The sequence below is a fragment of the Arenimonas sp. genome (genome assembly GCF_047602345.1).
Taxonomy (GTDB): Bacteria; Pseudomonadota; Gammaproteobacteria; order Xanthomonadales; family Xanthomonadaceae; genus Arenimonas.
This window is the reverse complement of the sequence record NZ_JASGHN010000004.1, coordinates 320,436-338,340: the sequence shown is the minus strand read 5'-3', so window position 1 is coordinate 338,340 and position 17,905 is coordinate 320,436. Positions and strand designations below refer to the sequence as shown.

The 17,905-nt window shown below is 63.1% G+C and carries 27 protein-coding genes and 5 pseudogenes; all 32 read right to left on the bottom strand.

The genetic code is table 11. The features are described from left to right. The coding region (locus QM707_RS03695; protein ID WP_415000511.1) for a WD40/YVTN/BNR-like repeat-containing protein at positions 1 to 604 on the bottom strand (604 nt) is incomplete at its 3' end. 43 nt (positions 605 to 647) lie between these two features. Next, a complete protein-coding gene (locus QM707_RS03690; protein ID WP_415000520.1) occupies positions 648 to 755 on the bottom strand; it encodes a hypothetical protein in 108 nt (35 codons plus the stop codon). Further along, a pseudogene (locus tag QM707_RS03685) lies at positions 731 to 1,970 on the bottom strand (3-deoxy-7-phosphoheptulonate synthase). Before QM707_RS03685 ends, QM707_RS03690 begins: the two are co-directional and overlap by 25 nt. 103 nt (positions 1,971 to 2,073) lie before the next feature. Next, positions 2,074 to 2,541: pseudogene (locus QM707_RS03680) on the bottom strand (disulfide bond formation protein B). Positions 2,542 to 2,703: 162 nt separating this feature from the next. After that, a pseudogene (rplQ, locus tag QM707_RS03675) lies at positions 2,704 to 3,034 on the bottom strand (50S ribosomal protein L17). 133 nt (positions 3,035 to 3,167) lie between these two features. Next, positions 3,168 to 4,164: pseudogene (locus QM707_RS03670) on the bottom strand (DNA-directed RNA polymerase subunit alpha). Between the two features lie 24 nt (positions 4,165 to 4,188). Next, entirely contained in the window at positions 4,189 to 4,818 is a 630-nt protein-coding gene (rpsD, locus tag QM707_RS03665; protein ID WP_415000510.1) for a 30S ribosomal protein S4, read from the bottom strand. Positions 4,819 to 4,838: 20 nt separating this feature from the next. After that, entirely contained in the window at positions 4,839 to 5,228 is a 390-nt protein-coding gene (rpsK, locus tag QM707_RS03660) for a 30S ribosomal protein S11 (RefSeq protein WP_415000509.1), read from the bottom strand. Positions 5,229 to 5,237: 9 nt separating this feature from the next. Further along, positions 5,238 to 5,594: a 30S ribosomal protein S13 gene (gene rpsM, locus QM707_RS03655; RefSeq protein WP_415000508.1), complete on the bottom strand. Its 357-nt coding sequence runs from the start codon at positions 5,592 to 5,594 to the stop codon at positions 5,238 to 5,240. A 282-nt stretch (positions 5,595 to 5,876) separates the two neighbouring features. Beyond that, positions 5,877 to 7,222, bottom strand: a pseudogene (secY, locus tag QM707_RS03650) (preprotein translocase subunit SecY). Positions 7,223 to 7,247: 25 nt separating this feature from the next. Beyond that, a complete protein-coding gene (rplO, locus tag QM707_RS03645; protein ID WP_415000507.1) occupies positions 7,248 to 7,685 on the bottom strand; it encodes a 50S ribosomal protein L15 in 438 nt (145 codons plus the stop codon). A 20-nt stretch (positions 7,686 to 7,705) separates the two neighbouring features. Further along, a complete protein-coding gene (gene rpmD, locus QM707_RS03640; RefSeq protein WP_415000506.1) occupies positions 7,706 to 7,888 on the bottom strand; it encodes a 50S ribosomal protein L30 in 183 nt (60 codons plus the stop codon). Then, positions 7,881 to 8,405 carry a 30S ribosomal protein S5 gene (gene rpsE / locus QM707_RS03635; protein ID WP_415000505.1) on the bottom strand — a complete coding sequence of 175 codons (525 nt, stop codon included), beginning with the start codon at positions 8,403 to 8,405 and terminating at the stop codon, positions 7,881 to 7,883. Before rpsE ends, rpmD begins: the two co-directional genes overlap by 8 nt. Positions 8,406 to 8,509: 104 nt before the next feature. Next, positions 8,510 to 8,863 (bottom strand): 50S ribosomal protein L18, encoded by a 354-nt coding sequence (gene rplR / locus QM707_RS03630; protein WP_415000504.1) that lies wholly within the window; start codon positions 8,861 to 8,863, stop codon positions 8,510 to 8,512. 29 nt (positions 8,864 to 8,892) lie between these two features. Continuing rightward, a complete protein-coding gene (gene rplF, locus QM707_RS03625; RefSeq protein WP_415000503.1) occupies positions 8,893 to 9,420 on the bottom strand; it encodes a 50S ribosomal protein L6 in 528 nt (175 codons plus the stop codon). Positions 9,421 to 9,433: 13 nt separating this feature from the next. Then, on the bottom strand, positions 9,434 to 9,829 hold the full coding sequence (gene rpsH / locus QM707_RS03620) for a 30S ribosomal protein S8 (RefSeq protein WP_415000502.1): 396 nt from the start codon (positions 9,827 to 9,829) through the stop codon (positions 9,434 to 9,436). Positions 9,830 to 9,885: 56 nt separating this feature from the next. Beyond that, a complete protein-coding gene (rpsN, locus tag QM707_RS03615) occupies positions 9,886 to 10,191 on the bottom strand; it encodes a 30S ribosomal protein S14 (RefSeq protein ID WP_415000501.1) in 306 nt (101 codons plus the stop codon). 14 nt (positions 10,192 to 10,205) lie between these two features. Next, entirely contained in the window at positions 10,206 to 10,748 is a 543-nt protein-coding gene (gene rplE, locus QM707_RS03610; RefSeq protein WP_415000500.1) for a 50S ribosomal protein L5, read from the bottom strand. Positions 10,749 to 10,759: 11 nt separating this feature from the next. After that, the gene (rplX, locus tag QM707_RS03605; protein WP_415000499.1) at positions 10,760 to 11,074 is read right to left on the bottom strand and encodes a 50S ribosomal protein L24; all 315 of its coding nucleotides are present in this window, start codon (positions 11,072 to 11,074) and stop codon (positions 10,760 to 10,762) included. Between the two features lie 15 nt (positions 11,075 to 11,089). Next, positions 11,090 to 11,458, bottom strand: coding sequence for a 50S ribosomal protein L14 (gene rplN, locus QM707_RS03600; protein ID WP_415000498.1), 369 nt, complete (start codon positions 11,456 to 11,458; stop codon positions 11,090 to 11,092). A gap of 12 nt (positions 11,459 to 11,470) precedes the next feature. Next, positions 11,471 to 11,734: a 30S ribosomal protein S17 gene (rpsQ, locus tag QM707_RS03595; protein WP_415000497.1), complete on the bottom strand. Its 264-nt coding sequence runs from the start codon at positions 11,732 to 11,734 to the stop codon at positions 11,471 to 11,473. A 9-nt stretch (positions 11,735 to 11,743) separates the two neighbouring features. After that, positions 11,744 to 11,929, bottom strand: a complete 186-nt coding sequence (gene rpmC / locus QM707_RS03590; RefSeq protein ID WP_415000496.1) for a 50S ribosomal protein L29 — start codon at positions 11,927 to 11,929, stop codon at positions 11,744 to 11,746. Then, positions 11,929 to 12,342, bottom strand: a complete 414-nt coding sequence (gene rplP, locus QM707_RS03585; RefSeq protein WP_415000495.1) for a 50S ribosomal protein L16 — start codon at positions 12,340 to 12,342, stop codon at positions 11,929 to 11,931. Before rplP ends, rpmC begins: the two co-directional genes overlap by 1 nt. Before the next feature lie 6 nt (positions 12,343 to 12,348). Next, the gene (gene rpsC / locus QM707_RS03580) at positions 12,349 to 13,056 is read right to left on the bottom strand and encodes a 30S ribosomal protein S3 (protein WP_415000494.1); all 708 of its coding nucleotides are present in this window, start codon (positions 13,054 to 13,056) and stop codon (positions 12,349 to 12,351) included. Between the two features lie 11 nt (positions 13,057 to 13,067). Further along, complete coding sequence (rplV, locus tag QM707_RS03575) at positions 13,068 to 13,409, bottom strand: 50S ribosomal protein L22 (RefSeq protein WP_415000493.1); 342 nt, start codon at positions 13,407 to 13,409, stop codon at positions 13,068 to 13,070. 12 nt (positions 13,410 to 13,421) lie between these two features. Then, complete coding sequence (gene rpsS, locus QM707_RS03570) at positions 13,422 to 13,694, bottom strand: 30S ribosomal protein S19 (protein ID WP_415000492.1); 273 nt, start codon at positions 13,692 to 13,694, stop codon at positions 13,422 to 13,424. A gap of 6 nt (positions 13,695 to 13,700) precedes the next feature. After that, complete coding sequence (rplB, locus tag QM707_RS03565) at positions 13,701 to 14,528, bottom strand: 50S ribosomal protein L2 (protein WP_415000491.1); 828 nt, start codon at positions 14,526 to 14,528, stop codon at positions 13,701 to 13,703. Positions 14,529 to 14,538: 10 nt separating this feature from the next. Further along, positions 14,539 to 14,832, bottom strand: coding sequence for a 50S ribosomal protein L23 (rplW, locus tag QM707_RS03560; RefSeq protein WP_415000490.1), 294 nt, complete (start codon positions 14,830 to 14,832; stop codon positions 14,539 to 14,541). After that, on the bottom strand, positions 14,829 to 15,434 hold the full coding sequence (gene rplD, locus QM707_RS03555; RefSeq protein ID WP_415000489.1) for a 50S ribosomal protein L4: 606 nt from the start codon (positions 15,432 to 15,434) through the stop codon (positions 14,829 to 14,831). The genes rplW and rplD overlap by 4 nt, the downstream gene beginning before the upstream one ends. Positions 15,435 to 15,445: 11 nt before the next feature. Further along, positions 15,446 to 16,084, bottom strand: coding sequence for a 50S ribosomal protein L3 (rplC, locus tag QM707_RS03550; protein WP_415000488.1), 639 nt, complete (start codon positions 16,082 to 16,084; stop codon positions 15,446 to 15,448). A gap of 10 nt (positions 16,085 to 16,094) precedes the next feature. Beyond that, positions 16,095 to 16,406, bottom strand: a complete 312-nt coding sequence (gene rpsJ / locus QM707_RS03545) for a 30S ribosomal protein S10 (RefSeq protein WP_022968186.1) — start codon at positions 16,404 to 16,406, stop codon at positions 16,095 to 16,097. Between the two features lie 262 nt (positions 16,407 to 16,668). Then, positions 16,669 to 17,859, bottom strand: coding sequence for an elongation factor Tu (tuf, locus tag QM707_RS03540; RefSeq protein WP_415000477.1), 1,191 nt, complete (start codon positions 17,857 to 17,859; stop codon positions 16,669 to 16,671). Between the last annotated feature and the right edge of the window lie 46 nt (positions 17,860 to 17,905).

Sequence of the window (17,905 nt, the reverse complement as noted above, 5' to 3'; positions counted from 1 at the left end):
TCGGACAGCAAGCGCTGTGATTCGAGCAATACGCAGGATCCGCTCGCGGCAAATGCGGCTTCGCCTTGAACGGCTTCGGGCCCTTGCACTGCAGCCCAGGATCTGCCGCGATCCTTCGTGGCCAACAGCTGAAACCGACCATCGATCGGATCGCCCACAGAGTGCCCTTCGTCGCCTTCGAAATCAAAGCAATCGAGCAGGCTCTCGGATCGCGATTCTGCAACGCGAGAATCCAAGTCTTTCCTGCATCGCTGGTGGATACGCGCGAATCTTCTCCCGGTCCGATGCTGAGGACTACCGCTTCTTTGGCGCTGAATCCCTCGACATCGCGAAAATCCAGTTTCTCCGCGCCCGGCACCTTGAACACCGACCAGGTCTTGCCGGCATCGATCGTGCGCAGCACCGTGCCCTTCGCGGCCGCCGGCCCAGGCAGTGTTCTCGTCGACGGCGGACAGGCCGCGTACAGACGCACCGTCACCGGCGAAACGAGGACTTCGATCTCGGGAGCCTGGTCCTCTGGCGCATGCGAAACGTCCTGCCCCGCAGCAGCGAATGACAGGAGCAGGCACGAAATCGCTGCGACGAGAGATCGTCGCATCGACATCAAGCCTTCGCGGGCGCGGCGATCTGCCCCTGCTTGCGCACGATCAACATCGCGATCTCGAGCGATCGTTGTAGTTCAGACGCGGATCCACCGTCGAACGATAGGCGCGTTCGAGGTCGGCTTCGGCTAAGCCCCTGCGCGCACCGCCCAGGCATTCGGTAACGTCTCCTCGCCGGTCAACTCCAGGTGTACGCCACCGAGACGCGAGCCGTTCGCGGCGTGCAGGTCGAAGCTCTGCTCGAGTTCGCTACGGATATTGTCGAAGCGGCGCGTCTCAGCCGTTCGACGTGCTCTCGGTATTGCCATGCATCGGATCGCAAACCCACAAGACGCGTTTTCCTCGCGCTGCACGGCGGCAATCAACGGCGGCAACTTTTCGGCCACCTTGGAAGCACCCATGCGCTGGATCAGGCTCAAGCGCCCTGGTTCGTTGTCCGGGTTCAATACATCGATCAGGCGCAATAGCTGCTCGGAAGTGACTGAAGGACCGACCTTCACCGCGATCGGGTTGCGCAGGCCGCGGAAATATTCGCTCGACGTGCGCATCGTCGGTCGAGGCCGTGCGCATGCCGATCCACGGTAGCGCGAGACTTGAAGATTGAGCCAGCCCCATTGCCGCGGGACCTGGCGCGTCAGCGCTTCTTCGTAGGGCAGTAGTAGTGCTTCGTGCGAAGTGTAGAAATCGGCCCGGTTGAGGTTGTGCAGCGCCTCGCCCGAGATCGTCTCCATGAACTTCACCGCGTCGCCGACCGCCGAAACCATGCGGCGATACTCGTTCGACAGCGGCGAATGCCCGACCCAGCCCAGGTCCCAGTACTCGGGGTGATGCAGGTCGGCAAAACCGCCGTCGATCAAGGCGCGTACGAAATTCATCGTCATCGCCGAACGCGCATGGCCTTTGACCGACGCGCCGGTCCGGCACGCGCGCTTTGGTGGTGAATTCCGGCCGTGCTCGATGAAATCGCCGCGATAGCTCGGCAGCGTGATCCCGTTCGCGCGTCTCGGTATCGGTGGAACGCGGCTTGGCGTACTGTCCGGCGAACCTGCCCACGCGCACGACCGGCAGGCGCAGGCCATGGACTAGCACGAGGCTCATCTGCAGAGGCACTTTCAATCGGTTCGAGATGAGGCCCGATTCGCAATCGGAAAAACTCTCGGCACAGTCGCCGCCCTGCAGCAGGAAGCGCCTGCCCTCCTGGGCCTCGGCCAATTGCTTCTTGAGCGCCAGGATCTCCCACGAAGTCACCAGCGGGGGCAACTGCGACAATTCGCCCTGCACGGCCGCCAACGCCGTTTCGTCGGGATAGACTGGCTGCTGCGAAGCATGACGCGCGCGCCAGCTCGCCGGCGACCAGTCTTCGGGCATCGCTACGGGTTGCAGGGGGCGATCGCTGGCGTTCATGAAGGCGGCGGGGCTGGGCGGCCTTCGATCATCGCACGAGCCGCTCTGGAGCAAATACTCGGCCGGCTCAGCGCTTCCTGAATGCGGCCCAGAGCGTGCCGACGCCCAGGCCGAGATACCAGAGCAGCGTCCATCCCGGCATCGACAGACCGAAGAGCTTCCAATCGATCCGGGCGCATTCGCCCGACGGGGTAAAGACGCGCTGGATCACCTCCTGCAGAGGCAATGCCTCAAGCATGTAATCCAGGCCGAGGCCAGAGCACATGGCGATCTCGCTCGTGGGCATGTACTGGATGTTCAGATGCCAGGCGGCGACGCCAGCGCCCGCTGCCGCTGCCAGCGCGATCAGAAGGCCGTAGACCTTTCGCCGAACGGCCCGGGGCTATGCAGGCCGGCGAGCAGGAACAGGATTCCCATGGCCACGAATGCGATCCGCTGCAGGAGTGCAGAGCGGGCAAGGAAACATCAGCATGTTGTACTGCACATGCAGGGCATAGCCCAGCAACGCGGCGCAGCAAACGAAGCCCAGCAACATCTGGGCGCGAAAGTTCCAACGGAAGGGATTGGGGCTCATGGTCCGGGCGTCGTTGTTCCAGCTCACGTGCGACCTTAGCGGTTAGCCGAGCGAAGTTGCGAAAGACGGCGAAAAAAAACCCCTGGCCAAGGCCGGGGTTTTTTTGACTGAAGCCGAAAGCGCTTACTCGGCCGTGGCCACCGCGGTGGCCTGCGGACGGTCGACCAGCTCGACGTACGCCATCGGCGCGTTGTCGCCAGCGCGGAAACCGCACTTGAGGATGCGCAGGTAGCCGCCCGGACGGGCCTTGTAGCGCGGGCCGATCTCGACGAACAGCTTGCCGACGGCTTCCTTGTCCTTCAGGCGCGACATCGCCAGGCGGCGATTGGCCACGCCATCGGTCTTGGCCATCGTGATCAGCGGCTCGGCGACCCGGCGCAGTTCCTTGGCCTTCGGCAGCGTGGTGCGGATCAGCTCGTGCTTGATCAACGACGCGGCCATGTTGGAGAAACATCGCTTCGCGATGGGCGGTAGTACCGCTAGAAGTTACGGCCAGAGTTACACGGTGACGCACTGGTCGTGATTCCTTTGATTTTAAAATCCCCGGCCAAGGATGGCCGGGCTTTGCGGACAAATCCGCGTGTATCTCAGCCCATCATGCCCTGCTGGAGACCGGCCGGCGGCCAGTTTTCCAGCTTCATGCCGAGGGAGAGGCCGCGCTGCGCGAGGACTTCCTTGATCTCGGTGAGCGACTTCTTGCCCAGGTTCGGGGTCTTCAGCAGCTCGACCTCGGTACGCTGGATCAGGTCGCCGATGTAATAGATGTTTTCGGCCTTCAGGCAGTTGGCCGAACGCACCGTCAGCTCGAGATCGTCGATCGGGCGCAACAGCACCGGGTCGACGCCGGCAATCGCCCGATCTGGCCGGGCCACGCTCGCGCTGGGTGAAGTCGCCGAACACCGACAGCTGGTCCGTCAGGATGTCGGCAGCCGTGCGGATCGCGTCCTCGGCATCGATCGTGCCGTTGGTCTCGATGTCCAGCACCAGCTTGTCGAGGTCGGTGCGCTGTTCGACGCGGGCCGCTTCGACCGAGTACGCCACGCGGCGGACCGGCGAGAAACTGGCGTCGAGCATCAGGCGACCGATGGTACGGGTTTCCTCATCCGGACGACGACGAGCGGTGGCCGGCTGGTAGCCGAAACCGCGCTCGATCTTCAGGCGCATGTTCAGCGCCGTGTCCTTGGTGAGGGTGCAGATCACGTGGTCGGTGTTGAGGATCTCGACGTTGTGATCGGTCTTGATGTCGGCGGCGGTCACGATACCCGGGCCCTTCTTCTGCAGGCTCAGGGTGGTGTGCTCGACGTTCTGCATGCGGATGGCGACGTCCTTGAGGTTCAGCAGAACCTCGAGCACGTCTTCCTGCAGACCTTCGACCGTGGTGTACTCGTGCAGCACGCCGTCGATCTCGACTTCGGTGATCGCATAGCCGGGGATCGAGGACAGCAGCACGCGACGCAGGGCATTGCCCAGCGTATGGCCGTAGCCACGCTCCAGCGGTTCGATCACGACTTTGGCGCGATTGGCGCCGAGGCGCTCAATGTTGGGGCCGCGCGGACGCAGCACCTGGTGGGCGGAAACCGTCATGAACAATGACACTCCTGGAGAGGATTACTTCGAATACAGCTCGACGATCAGGGCTTCGTTGATGTCCGAAGGCAGGTCGGCGCGATCCGGCACGGCCTTGAAGACACCAGAGAACTTCTTCGCGTCGACTTCGCACCAGCTCGGAACGAGGTCCATCTGCTGGGCGACGGTCAGCGCTTCCTGCACGTTGAGGTGCTTCTGCGCGCGCTCGGACAACTGGATGCTGTCGCCGGCCTTGACCTGGTAGGACGGCAGGTTGACGGACTTGCCGTTCACCAGGACGCCCTTGTGCGAAACGAGCTGACGAGCCTGCGGGCGGGTGACCGCGAAACCCATGCGATAGACCACGTTGTCCAGACGCTGTTCGAGCATCTGCAGCAAGGTCTCGCCGGTATTGCCCTTGCGACGGGCAGCCTTGGCGTAATAGTTGCGGAACTGACGCTCGAGCAAGCCGTAGATGCGCTTGACCTTCTGCTTCTCGCGAAGCTGGGTGGCGTAGTCGGACAGCTTGCCCTTCTTGGCGACCGGGCCGTGCTGGCCGGGCTTCTGCTCGAGCTTGCACTTGGAGTCGATGGCGCGAGCCGGCGACTTCAGGCTGAGGTCGGCGCCTTCGCGACGGGCGAGCTTACAGGTGGGACCGATATAACGTGCCATTTGATTTGATCTCCCTGCCCTTAGACGCGACGCTTCTTGGGCGGACGGCAGCCGTTATGCGGAATCGGCGTGACGTCGATGATGTTCATGATCTTGTAGCCGCAAGCGTTCAGCGAACGCACGGCCGATTCGCGACCCGGACCCGGACCCTTAATGCGGACTTCCAAGGTCTTCACGCCGTAGTCCAGCGCGGCTTTGCCGGCCTTCTCGGCAGCGACCTGGGCCGCAAACGGGGTGGACTTGCGCGAACCGCGGAAACCGGCGCCACCGGAGGTGGCCCAGCTCAGGGCATTGCCCTGGCGATCGGTGATCGTGACGATGGTGTTGTTGAAAGAAGCATGGACGTGGGCAACGCCGTCGGTGACGACGCGCTTGATCTTCTTCTTGACCTTGGCAACAGGCTTGTTCATGGCTCGCCCTTACTTCTTGATGGCTTTGCGCGGACCCTTGCGGGTACGGGCATTGGTGCGGGTGCGCTGGCCGCGCAGCGGCAAGCCGCGACGGTGACGCAGGCCGCGATAGCAGCCCAGATCCATCAGGCGCTTGATCGAGATGCCGACTTCACGACGCAGATCGCCCTCGACGACGTACTTGCCGACTTCGGCGCGCAGCTTCTCGACCTCGGATTCGGTCAAGTCGCGGATCTTGGTGTTCGGGCTGACGCCCGCGCTGCCACAAACCAGCTTCGACCGGGTACGGCCGATGCCAAAGATACTTTGAAGGCCTACCCAGACATGCTTCTGGACAGGCAGGTTGACACCCGCGATGCGCGCCATGAGGCGATCTCCAAAACGAATTGAGCGCAATGAATCGAAAAGTATAGCAGGGCTTCGGATTCCTAGGAAGTCCCCGGGCCGAAGCCCGAAAACCCGGCATGGGGAGTGTGCCCATGCTCCGGCGACGAACCGGGAGTCTGCCTGGGAGAGGACTCCCCTCCCGGCAACCCCGCGCTACTCCAGCGCAGGGACGGAACCCCGGCTCACCCGTACGCAAAGCCGTCGTACGGGTCGCCCATCAATGTGGTCGCTGCGGGCTCTGCCGCGGCGCCACGCGACGACTTACCCCCGGATACCGCCGCGGGGGGTGCCGCCCTTCAAATTCGCTTTCTTCATCAGGCTTTCGTACTGATGAGACATCAGGTGGGCCTGAATCTGCGAGGTGAAATCCATCACGACCACGACGACGATCAGCAGCGAGGTGCCACCGAAGTAGAACGGTACATTCAGCCAGGCCCGGAGCACTTCCGGCATCAGGCAGACCAGGACCAGGTACAGGCCGCCGATCAGGGTCAGGCGCGTCATCACGCCGTCGATGTATTCGCCCGTCGCCTTGCCCGGACGGATGCCCGGAATCAGCGCACCCGACTTTTTCAGGTTGTCCGCCGTTTCCTGGGAGTTGAACACCAGGGCGGTATAGAAAAAGGCGAAGCCGATGATCATCACGCCGTAAAGCAGCATGTGCAGGGGTTCGGCCGGAGCCAAAGCCTGCGAAATGGTCTGCAGGGTCCGGTACAGCGTGCCCTGCCAGCCTTCGGCGCCGGTCTGACCGCTGCTCAGCCAAGTCGACAGGGTCGACGGGAACAGGATCAGGCTCGAAGCGAAAATCGGCGGAATAACGCCAGCCATGTTGAGCTTCAGCGGCAGGTGCGAGCTCTGGTTCATATAACCCTGGCGCCCGCCCTGCTTGCGGGCGTAGTTCACGGTGATCTTGCGCAGACCTCGCTCCATGAACACGACGAAATAGGTCACGCCGAGCACGAGCACGATGATCAGCAGGATCGCCAGGCCACTGATGTCGCCATTACGAACCTGCTCCAACGTGCTGATCGCCGCTGCCGGCAGGCTCGCCACGATTCCGGCGAAGATGATCAGCGACACGCCGTTGCCGATGCCGCGCTCGGTGATCTGCTCGCCGAGCCACATCAGGAACATCGTGCCGGTGGTCAGGGCGACGACGGCCGTGAGCACGAAACCGATGCCCTGGTCGTAAGCCACGCCTTGCTCTGCAGGGCGGTTGCGATGCCGAAGCTTTGCACCACCGCCAGGAACACCGCTCCCATGCGCGAGTACTGCGTCAGCCTGCGTCGGCCGCTCTCGCCCTCGTTGCGCATCGCCTTCCACGGGCCATAGATCTGGCCCATCAACTGCACGATGATCGAGGCGGAAATGTAGGGCACCACGTTCAGCGCGAACAGGCTGAAGCGATGCAGGGCACCACCGGAGAACATGTTGAACATGTCCACGATGGTGCCCTTCTGGCTGTCCATCAACTCCAGCATCTTCTGCGGATCGACGCCGGGCACCGGAATATAGCTGCCGATGCGGTAGACGATCAGCGCCAGGACAACGAACACGAGACGCTGACGCAGTTCAGTGAACTTGCCGAGGCCGCCCAAGGCGCTGATGGCGTTGCTGGATTGCGACAAGGTATTACTCCGTCACGCTGCCGCCGGCGGCTTCGATGGCGGCCTTGGCGCCGGCCGTCGCGAGCACGCCCTTGAGCGCGAACTTCTTGGTGATCTCGCCCTTCTTGACGATCTTGGCCTGCTTCGCCGTCGCCGGAACCAGCTTGGCGGCGCGCAGCACGCCGAAGTCGATCTCGGCGGCATCGAGCTTGTCCAGCTGATACAGCAGCACTTCGGCCGTGTCGTTCTTCAGCTTGGAGCGGAAGCCGATCTTCGGCAGACGACGCTGCATGGGCATCTGACCGCCTTCGAAGCCCGGCTTGATCTTGCCCTTGCCGGTGCGAGCGTACGAACCCTTGTGACCGCGGCCGGCAGTCTTGCCGAGGCCGGAGCCGATACCGCGGCCGACGCGAACGCCTTCCTTGCGGGCGCCCGGGGCGGGCTTGAGAGTATTGAGTTTCATGTGAGGTCTCCTAGGCTCGCTCAGGACTCGACGCGAACCAGGTAATGCAACTGGTTGATCAGGCCACGGACCTGCGGGGAATCCTTCAGCTCACGCACGTCGTTGAGCTTCTTGAGTCCCAGTGCCTGGACCGACAAACGGTGGCGCTGCTGGCAGCCGCGCAGGCCCTTCACCAGGCGCACCTTGATGGTCTTGTCAGCCATGGGTGATCTCCTCGATCTTCTTGCCGCGCTTGGCCGCGATGCGGGCCGGCGACTGCATGGCCTCGAGGCCCTTCACGGTCGCGCGCACCAGATTGATGGGATTGCGCGAGCCGACGGCCTTGGCCAATACGTTCTTCACGCCGACCGCCTCGAGCACGGCGCGCATGGCGCCGCCGGCGATCACGCCCGTACCTTCCGAGGCGGGCTGCATGAAGACGCGGGCCGCACCATGGCCGGCCTTGACCGGATGCCACAGGGTGCCCTCGTTGAGGTCGACGGCGACCATGGCCTTGCGGGCGTATTCCATCGACTTCTGGATAGCGACCGGCACTTCGCGCGCCTTGCCGTAACCGAAACCGACCTTGCCTGCGCCGTCGCCGACGACAGTCAGCGCGGTGAAGGTGAATTGACGACCGCCTTTCACGGTCTTGGAAACGCGGTTGACCGCGACCAGCTTCTCGATGAAGCCATCGTCGTTGTCGCCACCGCGATTGCGTTCGCGTTCGTTGCTGCTCATTGGGATTCCTGGATTTTCTTACGGCATTCGCCGCTTATGGTTGTATGACACGGGTGGGCCTTGGAACGACCCTTTTCAAGCCCGGACGTATCCGGGCCGAATGATCAGAACTGCAAACCGCCCTCGCGAGCGGCATCGGCAAGCGCCTTGATGCGGCCGTGGAAGCGATAGCCGGAACGGTCGAAGGCGACCTTCTCGACGCCGGCAGCGCGCGCCTTTTCGGCGATCGCACGACCGACCTTGGCGGCGGCATCCATATTCTTGCCGTTCTTCAGGCCGTCCTTGACGTCGGTCTGCACGGTGGAGGCCGAAGCCAGCACCTTGGAACCGTCGGCGGTGAACACCTGGGCGTAGATATGCTGGCCGGAGCGCAGCACGGTCAGGCGCGCCACGCCCAAGTCGCGGATGTGCGAGCGGGTGGTCTTGGCGCGGCGGAGACGGGCGGTTTTCTTTTCCATGATTCGTAACCTCGAGGAACAAGAAGGCCTTAAGCCTTCTTGGCTTCCTTCATGATGATCTTCTCGCCGGCGTAACGGATGCCCTTGCCCTTGTAGGGCTCGGGCTTGCGGTAGGCGCGGATCTTGGCAGCGACTTCACCGACGCGCTGCTTGTCGGCGCCGGTGACGACGATTTCCGTCTGGGTCGGCGTGGCCAACGTGATGCCTTCCGGCGTCTGGAACACGACCGGGTGCGAAAAACCGAGGCTCAGGCTCAGATCCTTGCCCTGCATCGCGGCGCGATAACCGACGCCGACGAGTTCGAGCTTGCGGGTGAAACCTTCGGAAACGCCCGTGATCATGTTGGCGAGAATGGCGCGGACCGTGCCGGCCATCTTCATCTCGTCGGCATTGGCGGCACCGAGCTGGACGGTGCCGTTCTCGATACTGAGGTTGACGCCGGCCGGCTTCGGCAGGCTGAGCGAACCCTTCGGGCCCTTGACGGTCAGGACGCCATCGGCATCCTTGACTTCGACACCCTTGGCCAGGGTGATGGGTTTCTTGGCGACGCGGGACATGTGCGTGCTCCTATCAGGCCACGAGGCAGAGGACTTCGCCGCCCACGCCCGCAGCGCGGGCCTGGCGATCGGTCATCAGACCTTGCGAGGTGGAGATGATGGCGACGCCGAGACCACCGAGGATCTTCGGCAGCTCGTCCTTGCCGCGATAGGCGCGCAGACCCGAACGCGACACGCGCTCGAGACGGTCGATGACCGGCTTGCCTTCGTAATACTTCAGGACGATTTCCAGCTTGGCCTGAGCGCCCTCGCCCGTGCCGCGCACGTCGGCGATATAGCCTTCGGCCTTCAGCAGGTTGGCGATGGCGAGCTTCAGCTTGGAAGCCGGCATGGAAACCACCGGCTTGCCGACCGCGAGCGCGTTCTTGATGCGCACCAGCATGTCGGCGATAGGATCAGTCATGCTCATTTCGTAATTCCTTTGTAAGCACCGATATCCGCAGACAGATCTGCGAAATTAGTTTGTTACCACGAGGCCTTGCGCAGGCCGGGGACGTCGCCGCGCATGGTGGCTTCGCGCAACTTGTTACGGCCGAGGCCGAACTTCTGGTAGACGCCGCGCGAGCGGCCGGTCAGTTCGCAGCGGTTGCGGACGCGGCTGGGCGACGAATCGCGCGGCAGCTTCTGCAGCTTGGTGACGGCATCCATCTTGTCTTCGTAGGAAGCGGTCGTGCTGGCGATGATCTTCTTGAGCGCAGCGCGCTTGCCGGCGTGCTGCTTGACGAGCTTCTTCCGCTTGATATCGCGGTTCACCATCGAGGTCTTGGCCATGATCGGTCTCGGACTCAGTTGCGGAAGGGGAAGTTGAACGCTTCGAGCAACGCCTTGGCTTCGGCATCGGTCTTGGCGGTCGTCGAGATGGCGATGTCCATGCCGCGCATGGCGTCGACGGCGTCGAAATCGATCTCGGGGAAAATGATCTGTTCCTTGACGCCCATGTTGTAGTTGCCGCGACCGTCGAACGAACGGCCGGACACGCCACGGAAGTCGCGAACGCGCGGCAGCGAGATGTTGATCAGACGATCGAGGAACTCGTACATCTTGGCGCGGCGCAAAGTGACCTTGCAGCCGATCGGCCAGCCGTCGCGGATCTTGAAGCTGGCGACGGAAACACGAGCCTTGGTCGTCACCGGCTTCTGACCGCCAATCTTGGTCATGTCGGCAACGGCGTTTTCCAGGATCTTCTTGTTGCCCACCGCCTCGCCCACGCCCATGTTCAGCGTGATCTTGGTGATGCGCGGCACCTGCATGACGTTGTCGTAGCCGAACTTTTCCATCAGCTTCGGCACAACGTTGTCTTTGTAGATTTTTTCCAAACGGGTGGTCATGACATCATTCCTCAGGCGTCGATCGCCTCACCGCTCGAGCGGAACACACGCACTTTGCGTCCATCCCCGAGCATTTTGAAACCAACGCGCTCGCCCTTGCCCGAAGCCGGGTTGAACAGCATGACGTTGGAGATATGGATCGGCGCCTCACGCTCGACGATGCCGCCGGCCTGGCCGGCCTGCGGATTCGGCTTGGTGTGACGCTTGATGATGTTGATGTTCTGCACGACCAGCTTGTCGCCGGCGACGCGAACAACCTCACCCTTCTTGCCCTTGTCGGAACCGGCGATCACGATCACCTGGTCGCCTTTACGGATACGGTTCATAGTCTTTTCCTTCGCTCAGAGCACTTCGGGAGCGAGCGAGACGATCTTCATGAACTTCTCGGAGCGCAGCTCGCGGGTCACGGGCCCGAAGATGCGGGTGCCGATCGGCTCCTGCTTGTTGTTCAGCAGCACGGCCGCGTTGCCGTCGAAACGGATCAGCGAACCGTCCGCACGGCGCACGCCGGAACGGGTGCGGACCACGACGGCGTCGTAGACCTCGCCCTTCTTGACCTTGCCGCGCGGAATGGCGTCCTTGACGGTCACCTTGATGATGTCGCCAATGTGCGCATAACGACGCTTGGAGCCGCCGAGCACCTTGATGCACATCATTTCCTTGGCGCCCGAGTTGTCGGCGGCTTCAAGGTAGCTTTGTACCTGGATCATGGTCGTGGCTCCTTACTTGCCGGCGCGGGTGACGACTTCCACCACTCGCCAGTTCTTGGTCTTCGACAGCGGGCGGCACTCTGCCACGCGGACGATGTCGCCCTCGTTGCAAGCGTTCTCTTCGTCGTGCGCGTGCAGCTTGGTCGAGCGGCGCAGGTACTTGCCGTACAGCGCGTGCTTGACGTGGCGCTCGACGAGCACGGTCACCGTCTTGTTCATCTTGTTGCTGACGACACGGCCTTCGACCGTGCGCAGCTGGGATTCGTTCTGGCTCATGGCTCGCCCTTACTTCTTGTCGGTCAGCAGGGTGTTGACGCGAGCGATCTCGCGGCGCACCCGGCGGATGTCGTGGCTCTTGGCCAGCTGGCCGGTCGCCTTTTGCATGCGGAGGGAAAATTGCTCCTTCTGCAGGTCGAGCAGGTGGGCCTGGAGCTCAGCCGACGACTTCTGACGCAGTTCTTTCAGTTCCATTAGCGCACCGTCCGGACCACGAAAGCGGTCTTTACAGAAAGCTTGGCAGCGGCGAGACGGAACGCTTCGCGAGCGGTCTCTTCCGGAATGCCTTCGATTTCGTACAACATGCGGCCCGGCTGGATCGGGGCCACCCAATATTCGACGTTGCCCTTACCGGCGCCCATTCGAACTTCGATCGGCTTCTTGGTGATCGGTTTGTCCGGAAACACGCGGATCCAGAGCTTGCCGCCGCGCTTGACGTAGCGGCTGACGGTACGACGCGCCGCTTCGATCTGACGCGCGGTGAGCGCGCCGTGCTGGGTGGCCTTCAGACCGTACTCGCCGAAGCTGACGGCGTTGCCGCTCCAGCTCAAGCCATCGTTGCGGCCCTTGAAGGTCTTGCGGTACTTGGTGCGTTTGGGTTGCAACATGGTGGCTTACCTCGCGTCTCGTTCGCGCGCCGGACGGGCCGGACGCTCGCTGCGCTCTTCGGCCTTCTCCTGGCCCACCTGGGAGAAGTCGAACACTTCGCCCTTGTAGATCCAGACCTTGACGCCGATGATGCCGTAGGTGGTGGAGGCCTCAGCGAAGCCGTAGTCGATGTCGGCGCGCAGGGTATGCAGCGGCACGCGGCCTTCGCGATACCACTCTGAGCGGGCGATCTCAGCGCCGTTCAGGCGACCGGCGACATTGACCTTGATGCCGAGGGCGCCGAGGCGCATCGCGTTGCCGACCGAGCGCTTCATCGCACGGCGGAACATGATGCGACGCTCGAGCTGCTGGGCGATCGATTCGGCGACGAGCTGAGCGTCGAGTTCCGGCTTGCGGACTTCCGCCACGTTGATGTGGGCAGGAACGCCCATCAGCTTCGAGACGTCGGCCTTCAGCTTCTCGATGTCCTCGCCGCGCTTGCCGATCACCACGCCCGGACGAGCCGAGTGGATGGTGACGCGCGCCGTGTTCGAGGGACGCTCGATCAGGATCTTGGAAATGCCCGCCTGGGCCAGGCGCTTACGCAGCATCTCGCGAACCTTGAGGTCGGCGGCGAGGTACTGGCCGTACTGGCGCTTGTTGGCGAACCACTTCGAGGTCCAGTCCTTGGAGATACCAAGGCGGATGCCGGTGGGATGTACTTTATGACCCATCGTTCTAGTCCTTAGCCTTTCTTGCCCGAGCCCACCACCACAGCGATGTGGCTGGTGCGCTTGAAGATTTGCGTGCCGCGGCCTTTGGCGCGGGCCATGAAGCGCTTGAGGATCGGACCTTCGTCGACCGTGATGGTGGCGACCTTCAGTTCGTCGACGTCGGCGCCGCTGTTGTTCTCGGCGTTCGAGGTGGCCGAGTAGATCACCTTGTAGATGATCTGAGCGGCCTTCTTGTCGCTGAACTTCAGCAGGTTGAGGGCGCGAGCGACCGGCAGGCCGCGCACCTGGTCGGCGACCAGGCGGGCCTTCTGCGGGGAAATGCGGGTCGTACGCAGGATGGCTTTGGCTTCCATGATGACGACTCCTTACTTCGCCGCGGCTTTCTTGTCGCCGCCATGACCCTTGAAGGTCCGGGTAGCGGCAAATTCGCCGAGCTTGTGACCCACCATGTTCTCGTTCACCAGAACGGGGACATGGACCTTGCCGTTGTGCACGGCGATGGTGAGACCCACCATCTCCGGCAGAACCATGGAGCGACGCGACCAGGTCTTGATCGGCTTCTTGCTGCTGCCCTGAGCCTCCACCTTCTTGAGAAGGTGATGGTCAATGAACGGGCCTTTCTTGAGAGAACGTGCCATGGCCTATCAACCCCTGCGATCGCGCACGATGAACTTCTGGGTGCGCTTGTTGCTGCGCGTCTTGTAACCCTTCGCCGGCGTACCCCACGGGGAGACCGGGTGCGGATTGCCCTGGCCGGCCTTGGCTTCGCCGCCGCCGTGCGGGTGGTCGACCGGGTTCATGGCAGCGCCACGCACGGTCGGCTTGACGCCGCGCCAGCGCTTCGCGCCGGCCTTGCCGAGTTTTTCCAGGTTGTGTTCGACGTTGCCGACTTCACCGATGGTGGCGCGGCAATCGGTCGGAACGCGGCGCATTTCGCCGGAGCGGAGACGCAGCGTGGCGTAACCGGCATCGCGGGCGATCAGCTGCGCGCTGGCGCCGGCGGCGCGGGCGATCTGGGCGCCCTTGCCCGGCTTCATTTCGATGCAGTGCACGGTCGAACCGATCGGCATGTTGCGCAGCGGCAGGGTGTTGCCCGCCTTGATCGGCGCGTCCTTGCCGGCGATGACCTGGTCGCCCTGGGCCAGACCCTTGGGAGCGATGATGTAGCGGCGCTCGCCGTCGGCATAGCACAGCAGCGCGATATGCGCGGTGCGGTTCGGGTCGTACTCGATGCGTTCGACGCGGGCGGGGATGCCTTCCTTGTCGCGCTTGAAGTCGATCAGGCGATAGTGCTGTTTGTGGCCACCACCGATGTGACGGGTGGTGATGCGACCGTAGTTGTTACGACCGCCGCTCTTGCCCTGCTTCTCGACCAGCGACTCCAGCGGTCCGCCCTTGTACAGGCCGGCGGTGGAGACTCGCACCATCGAACGACGGCCGGGCGAAGTCGGTTTGAAAGTAATCAGTGCCATGGGTTCTGCCTCAGGCCTTGGCCATCACGTCGATCGTCTGGCCATCGGCCAGGCGAACGTAAGCTTTGCGCCAGTCGCCACGACGGCCGGCGCGGAAACGGAAGGACTTGTTCTTGCCCTTCACGTTGACCACGTTGACCGCTTCGACGGTGACGTTGAACAGCGATTCCACGGCCGACTTGATGTCGCCCTTGGTCGCGTCGCGCGCCACTTCGAAGACGTACTGGTTGATTTCCTGCATGCGCACGGTCTTTTCCGACACGCGCGGCGCACGGATCACCTGGAGAAGTTTCGCGTTGCTCATGCCAGCCACTCCTCGACCTTCTTGACCGCTTCGGCGGTCATGATCACGTGCTCGGCGCCAACGAGGGCAACCGGATCCAGGCCCTGCACGTCGCGAACCTGCACGTACGGGATGTTGCGGGCGGCGAGGTACAGCGCATCGGAACCGTTCTCGGTGACGATGAGCGGACGCTCGGACAGGCCCATTTCCTTCAGCTTGCCGACCAGACCCTTGGTCTTGGCTTCGGCGACTTCGAACTGCTCGACGACCGACAGGCGGCCCTGACGATTCAGCTCGGAAAGGATCGCGCAGAGAGCGCCGCGGTACATCTTGCGGTTGACCTTCTGCTCGAAGCTGCGCGGCTTGGCGGCGAACGTGACGCCACCGCCGATGAAGATCGGGGCGCGATAGTCACCGTGACGGGCGCCACCGCCCTTCTGCTTCTTGAATTTCTTCGTGGTGCCCGAGACTTCCGAGCGCGTCAGCTGGGCCTTCGTACCGGCGCGACCGGCGTTGCGGAACGCAACGACGACCTGATGCACGAGATCCTTGCTGAATTCGCGGTCGAAAACGCTGTCGGAAACCGACAGCTTCGCCCCGCTACCAATGACGGCGAGTTCCATGTCTTGACTCCTCAACCCTTCGTGCCCGGACGGACGACGACGTCGCCACCCGGCGCACCCGGCACGGCACCCTTGATCGCGATCAGGCCGCGCTCGGCGTCGACCTTGACCACTTCGAGGTTCTGCGTGCTCTGATTCACCGCACCCATGTGACCGGACATCTTCTTGCCCGGGAACACGCGGCCCGGCGTCTGGCGCTGGCCGATGGAGCCCGGCGAGCGATGCGACAGCGAGTTACCGTGGGTAGCGTCGCCCATGGTGAAGTTCCAGCGCTTGATCGTGCCCTGGAAACCCTTGCCCTTGGTCACGCCCTGGACGTCGACGATCTGGCCGACACTGAAGATGTCCGCTTTGATTTCGCCGCCGATCTGATAGTTGCCCAGATCCTTGGCATCGACGCGGAATTCCCACAGGCCACGACCGGCCTCGACCTTGGCCTTCGCGTAATGGCCGGCGAGCGGCTTGCCGATCAGCGCAGCGCGCTTGGCGCCAGCGGTGACCTGCACGGCGCTGTAGCCGTCGGTTTCCTGGGTCTTGATCTGGGTGATGCGATTGGGAGTGGCTTCGATCAGCGTGACCGGGACGGAACGACCGTCATCGGTGAACACGCGGCTCATGCCGGCCTTGCGGCCAATGATTCCGATAGTCATGTCCGTCACCTCAGGTCAGCTTGATCTGGACATCGACGCCCGCCGCGAGCTCGAGCTTCATGAGCGCGTCAACGGTCTTGTCGTTGGGGTCTACGATGTCCAGCACGCGCTTGTGGGTGCGGGTCTCGTACTGGTCACGCGCGTCTTTATCGACGTGCGGCGACACCAGCACGGTATAGCGTTCGATCTTGGTCGGCAGCGGAATGGGGCCGCGCACTTGGGCGCCGGTCCGCTTGGCCGTTTCGACGATTTCGCTGGCCGAACGATCAATCAGACGATGATCGTAGGCTTTCAGCCGAATTCGGATTTTCTGATCCGCCATGGCGAATATCCTTTGGATGAAAGAGCGTCGGGAACAGGAACTTGAGCCCGGTTCCCCTGAAAAGCCGCGGTGAGCCACGAAGGGCTCACCGAGCTGGAAAGTATAGAGCGTGTTAAACGGCCCTGTCAATACAAGGCCGGTCAGCTCTACCCCATCCCGGGGAAACGAACACGAGGCGCATCCTGCCCCTCATTTCGTGTTTGGGCCGCCCAAAGGGGCGGCGATACCGCTTTCGGGCTGGCCCGAAGGCCACGCCCTAGTCTTACTTGATGATCTTGGCCACCACGCCGGCGCCGACCGTGCGGCCGCCCTCGCGGATCGCAAAGCGCAGGCCTTCGTCCATCGCGATCGGGGCAATCAGGCTCACCACCATCTTCACGTTGTCGCCCGGCATCACCATCTCCACGCCTTCCGGCAGCTGGCAAGCGCCCGTCACGTCCGTCGTGCGGAAGTAGAACTGCGGGCGGTAGCCCTTGAAGAACGGCGTATGACGACCACCCTCGTCCTTCGACAGCACATACACCTCGGCCTCGAAGTCCGTGTGCGGCGAGATCGAACCCGGCTTGCACAGCACCTGACCGCGCTCGACTTCGTCGCGCTTGGTGCCGCGCAGCAGCAGGCCCGCGTTGTCGCCCGCCTGGCCCTGGTCCAGCAGCTTGCGGAACATCTCAACGCCCGTCACCGTCGTCTTGACCGTCGGACGGATGCCCACGATCTCGATTTCGTCGCCCACCTTGATGATGCCGCGCTCGATACGACCCGTGACCACCGTGCCGCGACCCGAGATCGAGAACACGTCTTCCACCGGCATCAGGAACGCCTTGTCCACGTCGCGCACCGGCTCCGGGATGTACGTGTCCAGCGCGTCCACCAGCTTCAGGATCGCCGGCACGCCAATCTCCGACTGGTCGCCTTCCAGCGCCTTGAGCGCCGAACCCTTCACGATCGGCGTATCGTCGCCCGGGAAGTTGTACTTCGACAGCAGCTCGCGGATCTCCATCTCGACGAGCTCCAGCAGCTCGGCGTCGTCGACCATGTCCGCCTTGTTCATGAACACCACGATGTACGGCACGCCGACCTGACGGGCCAGCAGGATGTGCTCGCGCGTCTGCGGCATCGGGCCGTCCGCCGCCGAGCACACCAGGATCGCGCCGTCCATCTGCGCCGCACCCGTGATCATGTTCTTCACGTAGTCGGCGTGGCCCGGGCAGTCCACGTGCGCGTAGTGGCGCGTCGGGCTTTCGTATTCCACGTGCGCCGTCGAGATCGTGATGCCGCGCGCCTTCTCTTCCGGCGCCGCGTCGATCTGGTCGTACGCCTTGAACTCACCGCCGAAACGCTCCGCGCCGATCTTCGTCAGCGCCGCCGTCAGCGTCGTCTTGCCATGGTCCACGTGACCAATCGTGCCCACGTTCACGTGGGGCTTGGTGCGCTCGAACTTGCCCTTGGACATGTCTCTATACCTTGAATAATTACAGTTGATTCAATCTTGTTTGACC

What these genes read in the sequence shown, in the direction of transcription:
- rpsD (WP_415000510.1), bottom strand. Translation starts at nt 4,818, where the DNA reads ATGGCACGTTATATCGGTCCCACCTGTAAGCTCGCCCGTCGCGAAGGC.
- rpsK (WP_415000509.1), bottom strand. Translation starts at nt 5,228, where the DNA reads ATGAACAAGCCTGTTGCCAAGGTCAAGAAGAAGATCAAGCGCGTCGTC.
- rpsM (WP_415000508.1), bottom strand. Translation starts at nt 5,594, where the DNA reads ATGGCGCGCATCGCGGGTGTCAACCTGCCTGTCCAGAAGCATGTCTGG.
- rplO (WP_415000507.1), bottom strand. Translation starts at nt 7,685, where the DNA reads ATGAAACTCAATACTCTCAAGCCCGCCCCGGGCGCCCGCAAGGAAGGC.
- rpmD (WP_415000506.1), bottom strand. Translation starts at nt 7,888, where the DNA reads ATGGCTGACAAGACCATCAAGGTGCGCCTGGTGAAGGGCCTGCGCGGC.
- rpsE (WP_415000505.1), bottom strand. Translation starts at nt 8,405, where the DNA reads ATGAGCAGCAACGAACGCGAACGCAATCGCGGTGGCGACAACGACGAT.
- rplR (WP_415000504.1), bottom strand. Translation starts at nt 8,863, where the DNA reads ATGGAAAAGAAAACCGCCCGTCTCCGCCGCGCCAAGACCACCCGCTCG.
- rplF (WP_415000503.1), bottom strand. Translation starts at nt 9,420, where the DNA reads ATGTCCCGCGTCGCCAAGAAACCCATCACCCTGGCCAAGGGTGTCGAA.
- rpsH (WP_415000502.1), bottom strand. Translation starts at nt 9,829, where the DNA reads ATGAGCATGACTGATCCTATCGCCGACATGCTGGTGCGCATCAAGAAC.
- rpsN (WP_415000501.1), bottom strand. Translation starts at nt 10,191, where the DNA reads ATGGCCAAGACCTCGATGGTGAACCGCGATATCAAGCGGAAGAAGCTC.
- rplE (WP_415000500.1), bottom strand. Translation starts at nt 10,748, where the DNA reads ATGACCACCCGTTTGGAAAAAATCTACAAAGACAACGTTGTGCCGAAG.
- rplX (WP_415000499.1), bottom strand. Translation starts at nt 11,074, where the DNA reads ATGAACCGTATCCGTAAAGGCGACCAGGTGATCGTGATCGCCGGTTCC.
- rplN (WP_415000498.1), bottom strand. Translation starts at nt 11,458, where the DNA reads ATGATCCAGGTACAAAGCTACCTTGAAGCCGCCGACAACTCGGGCGCC.
- rpsQ (WP_415000497.1), bottom strand. Translation starts at nt 11,734, where the DNA reads ATGAGCCAGAACGAATCCCAGCTGCGCACGGTCGAAGGCCGTGTCGTC.
- rpmC (WP_415000496.1), bottom strand. Translation starts at nt 11,929, where the DNA reads ATGGAACTGAAAGAACTGCGTCAGAAGTCGTCGGCTGAGCTCCAGGCC.
- rplP (WP_415000495.1), bottom strand. Translation starts at nt 12,342, where the DNA reads ATGTTGCAACCCAAACGCACCAAGTACCGCAAGACCTTCAAGGGCCGC.
- rpsC (WP_415000494.1), bottom strand. Translation starts at nt 13,056, where the DNA reads ATGGGTCATAAAGTACATCCCACCGGCATCCGCCTTGGTATCTCCAAG.
- rplV (WP_415000493.1), bottom strand. Translation starts at nt 13,409, where the DNA reads ATGGAAGCCAAAGCCATCCTGCGTACGACCCGCATTTCCCCGCAGAAG.
- rpsS (WP_415000492.1), bottom strand. Translation starts at nt 13,694, where the DNA reads ATGGCACGTTCTCTCAAGAAAGGCCCGTTCATTGACCATCACCTTCTC.
- rplB (WP_415000491.1), bottom strand. Translation starts at nt 14,528, where the DNA reads ATGGCACTGATTACTTTCAAACCGACTTCGCCCGGCCGTCGTTCGATG.
- rplW (WP_415000490.1), bottom strand. Translation starts at nt 14,832, where the DNA reads ATGAGCAACGCGAAACTTCTCCAGGTGATCCGTGCGCCGCGCGTGTCG.
- rplD (WP_415000489.1), bottom strand. Translation starts at nt 15,434, where the DNA reads ATGGAACTCGCCGTCATTGGTAGCGGGGCGAAGCTGTCGGTTTCCGAC.
- rplC (WP_415000488.1), bottom strand. Translation starts at nt 16,084, where the DNA reads ATGACTATCGGAATCATTGGCCGCAAGGCCGGCATGAGCCGCGTGTTC.
- rpsJ (WP_022968186.1), bottom strand. Translation starts at nt 16,406, where the DNA reads ATGGCGGATCAGAAAATCCGAATTCGGCTGAAAGCCTACGATCATCGT.
- tuf (WP_415000477.1), bottom strand. Translation starts at nt 17,859, where the DNA reads ATGTCCAAGGGCAAGTTCGAGCGCACCAAGCCCCACGTGAACGTGGGC.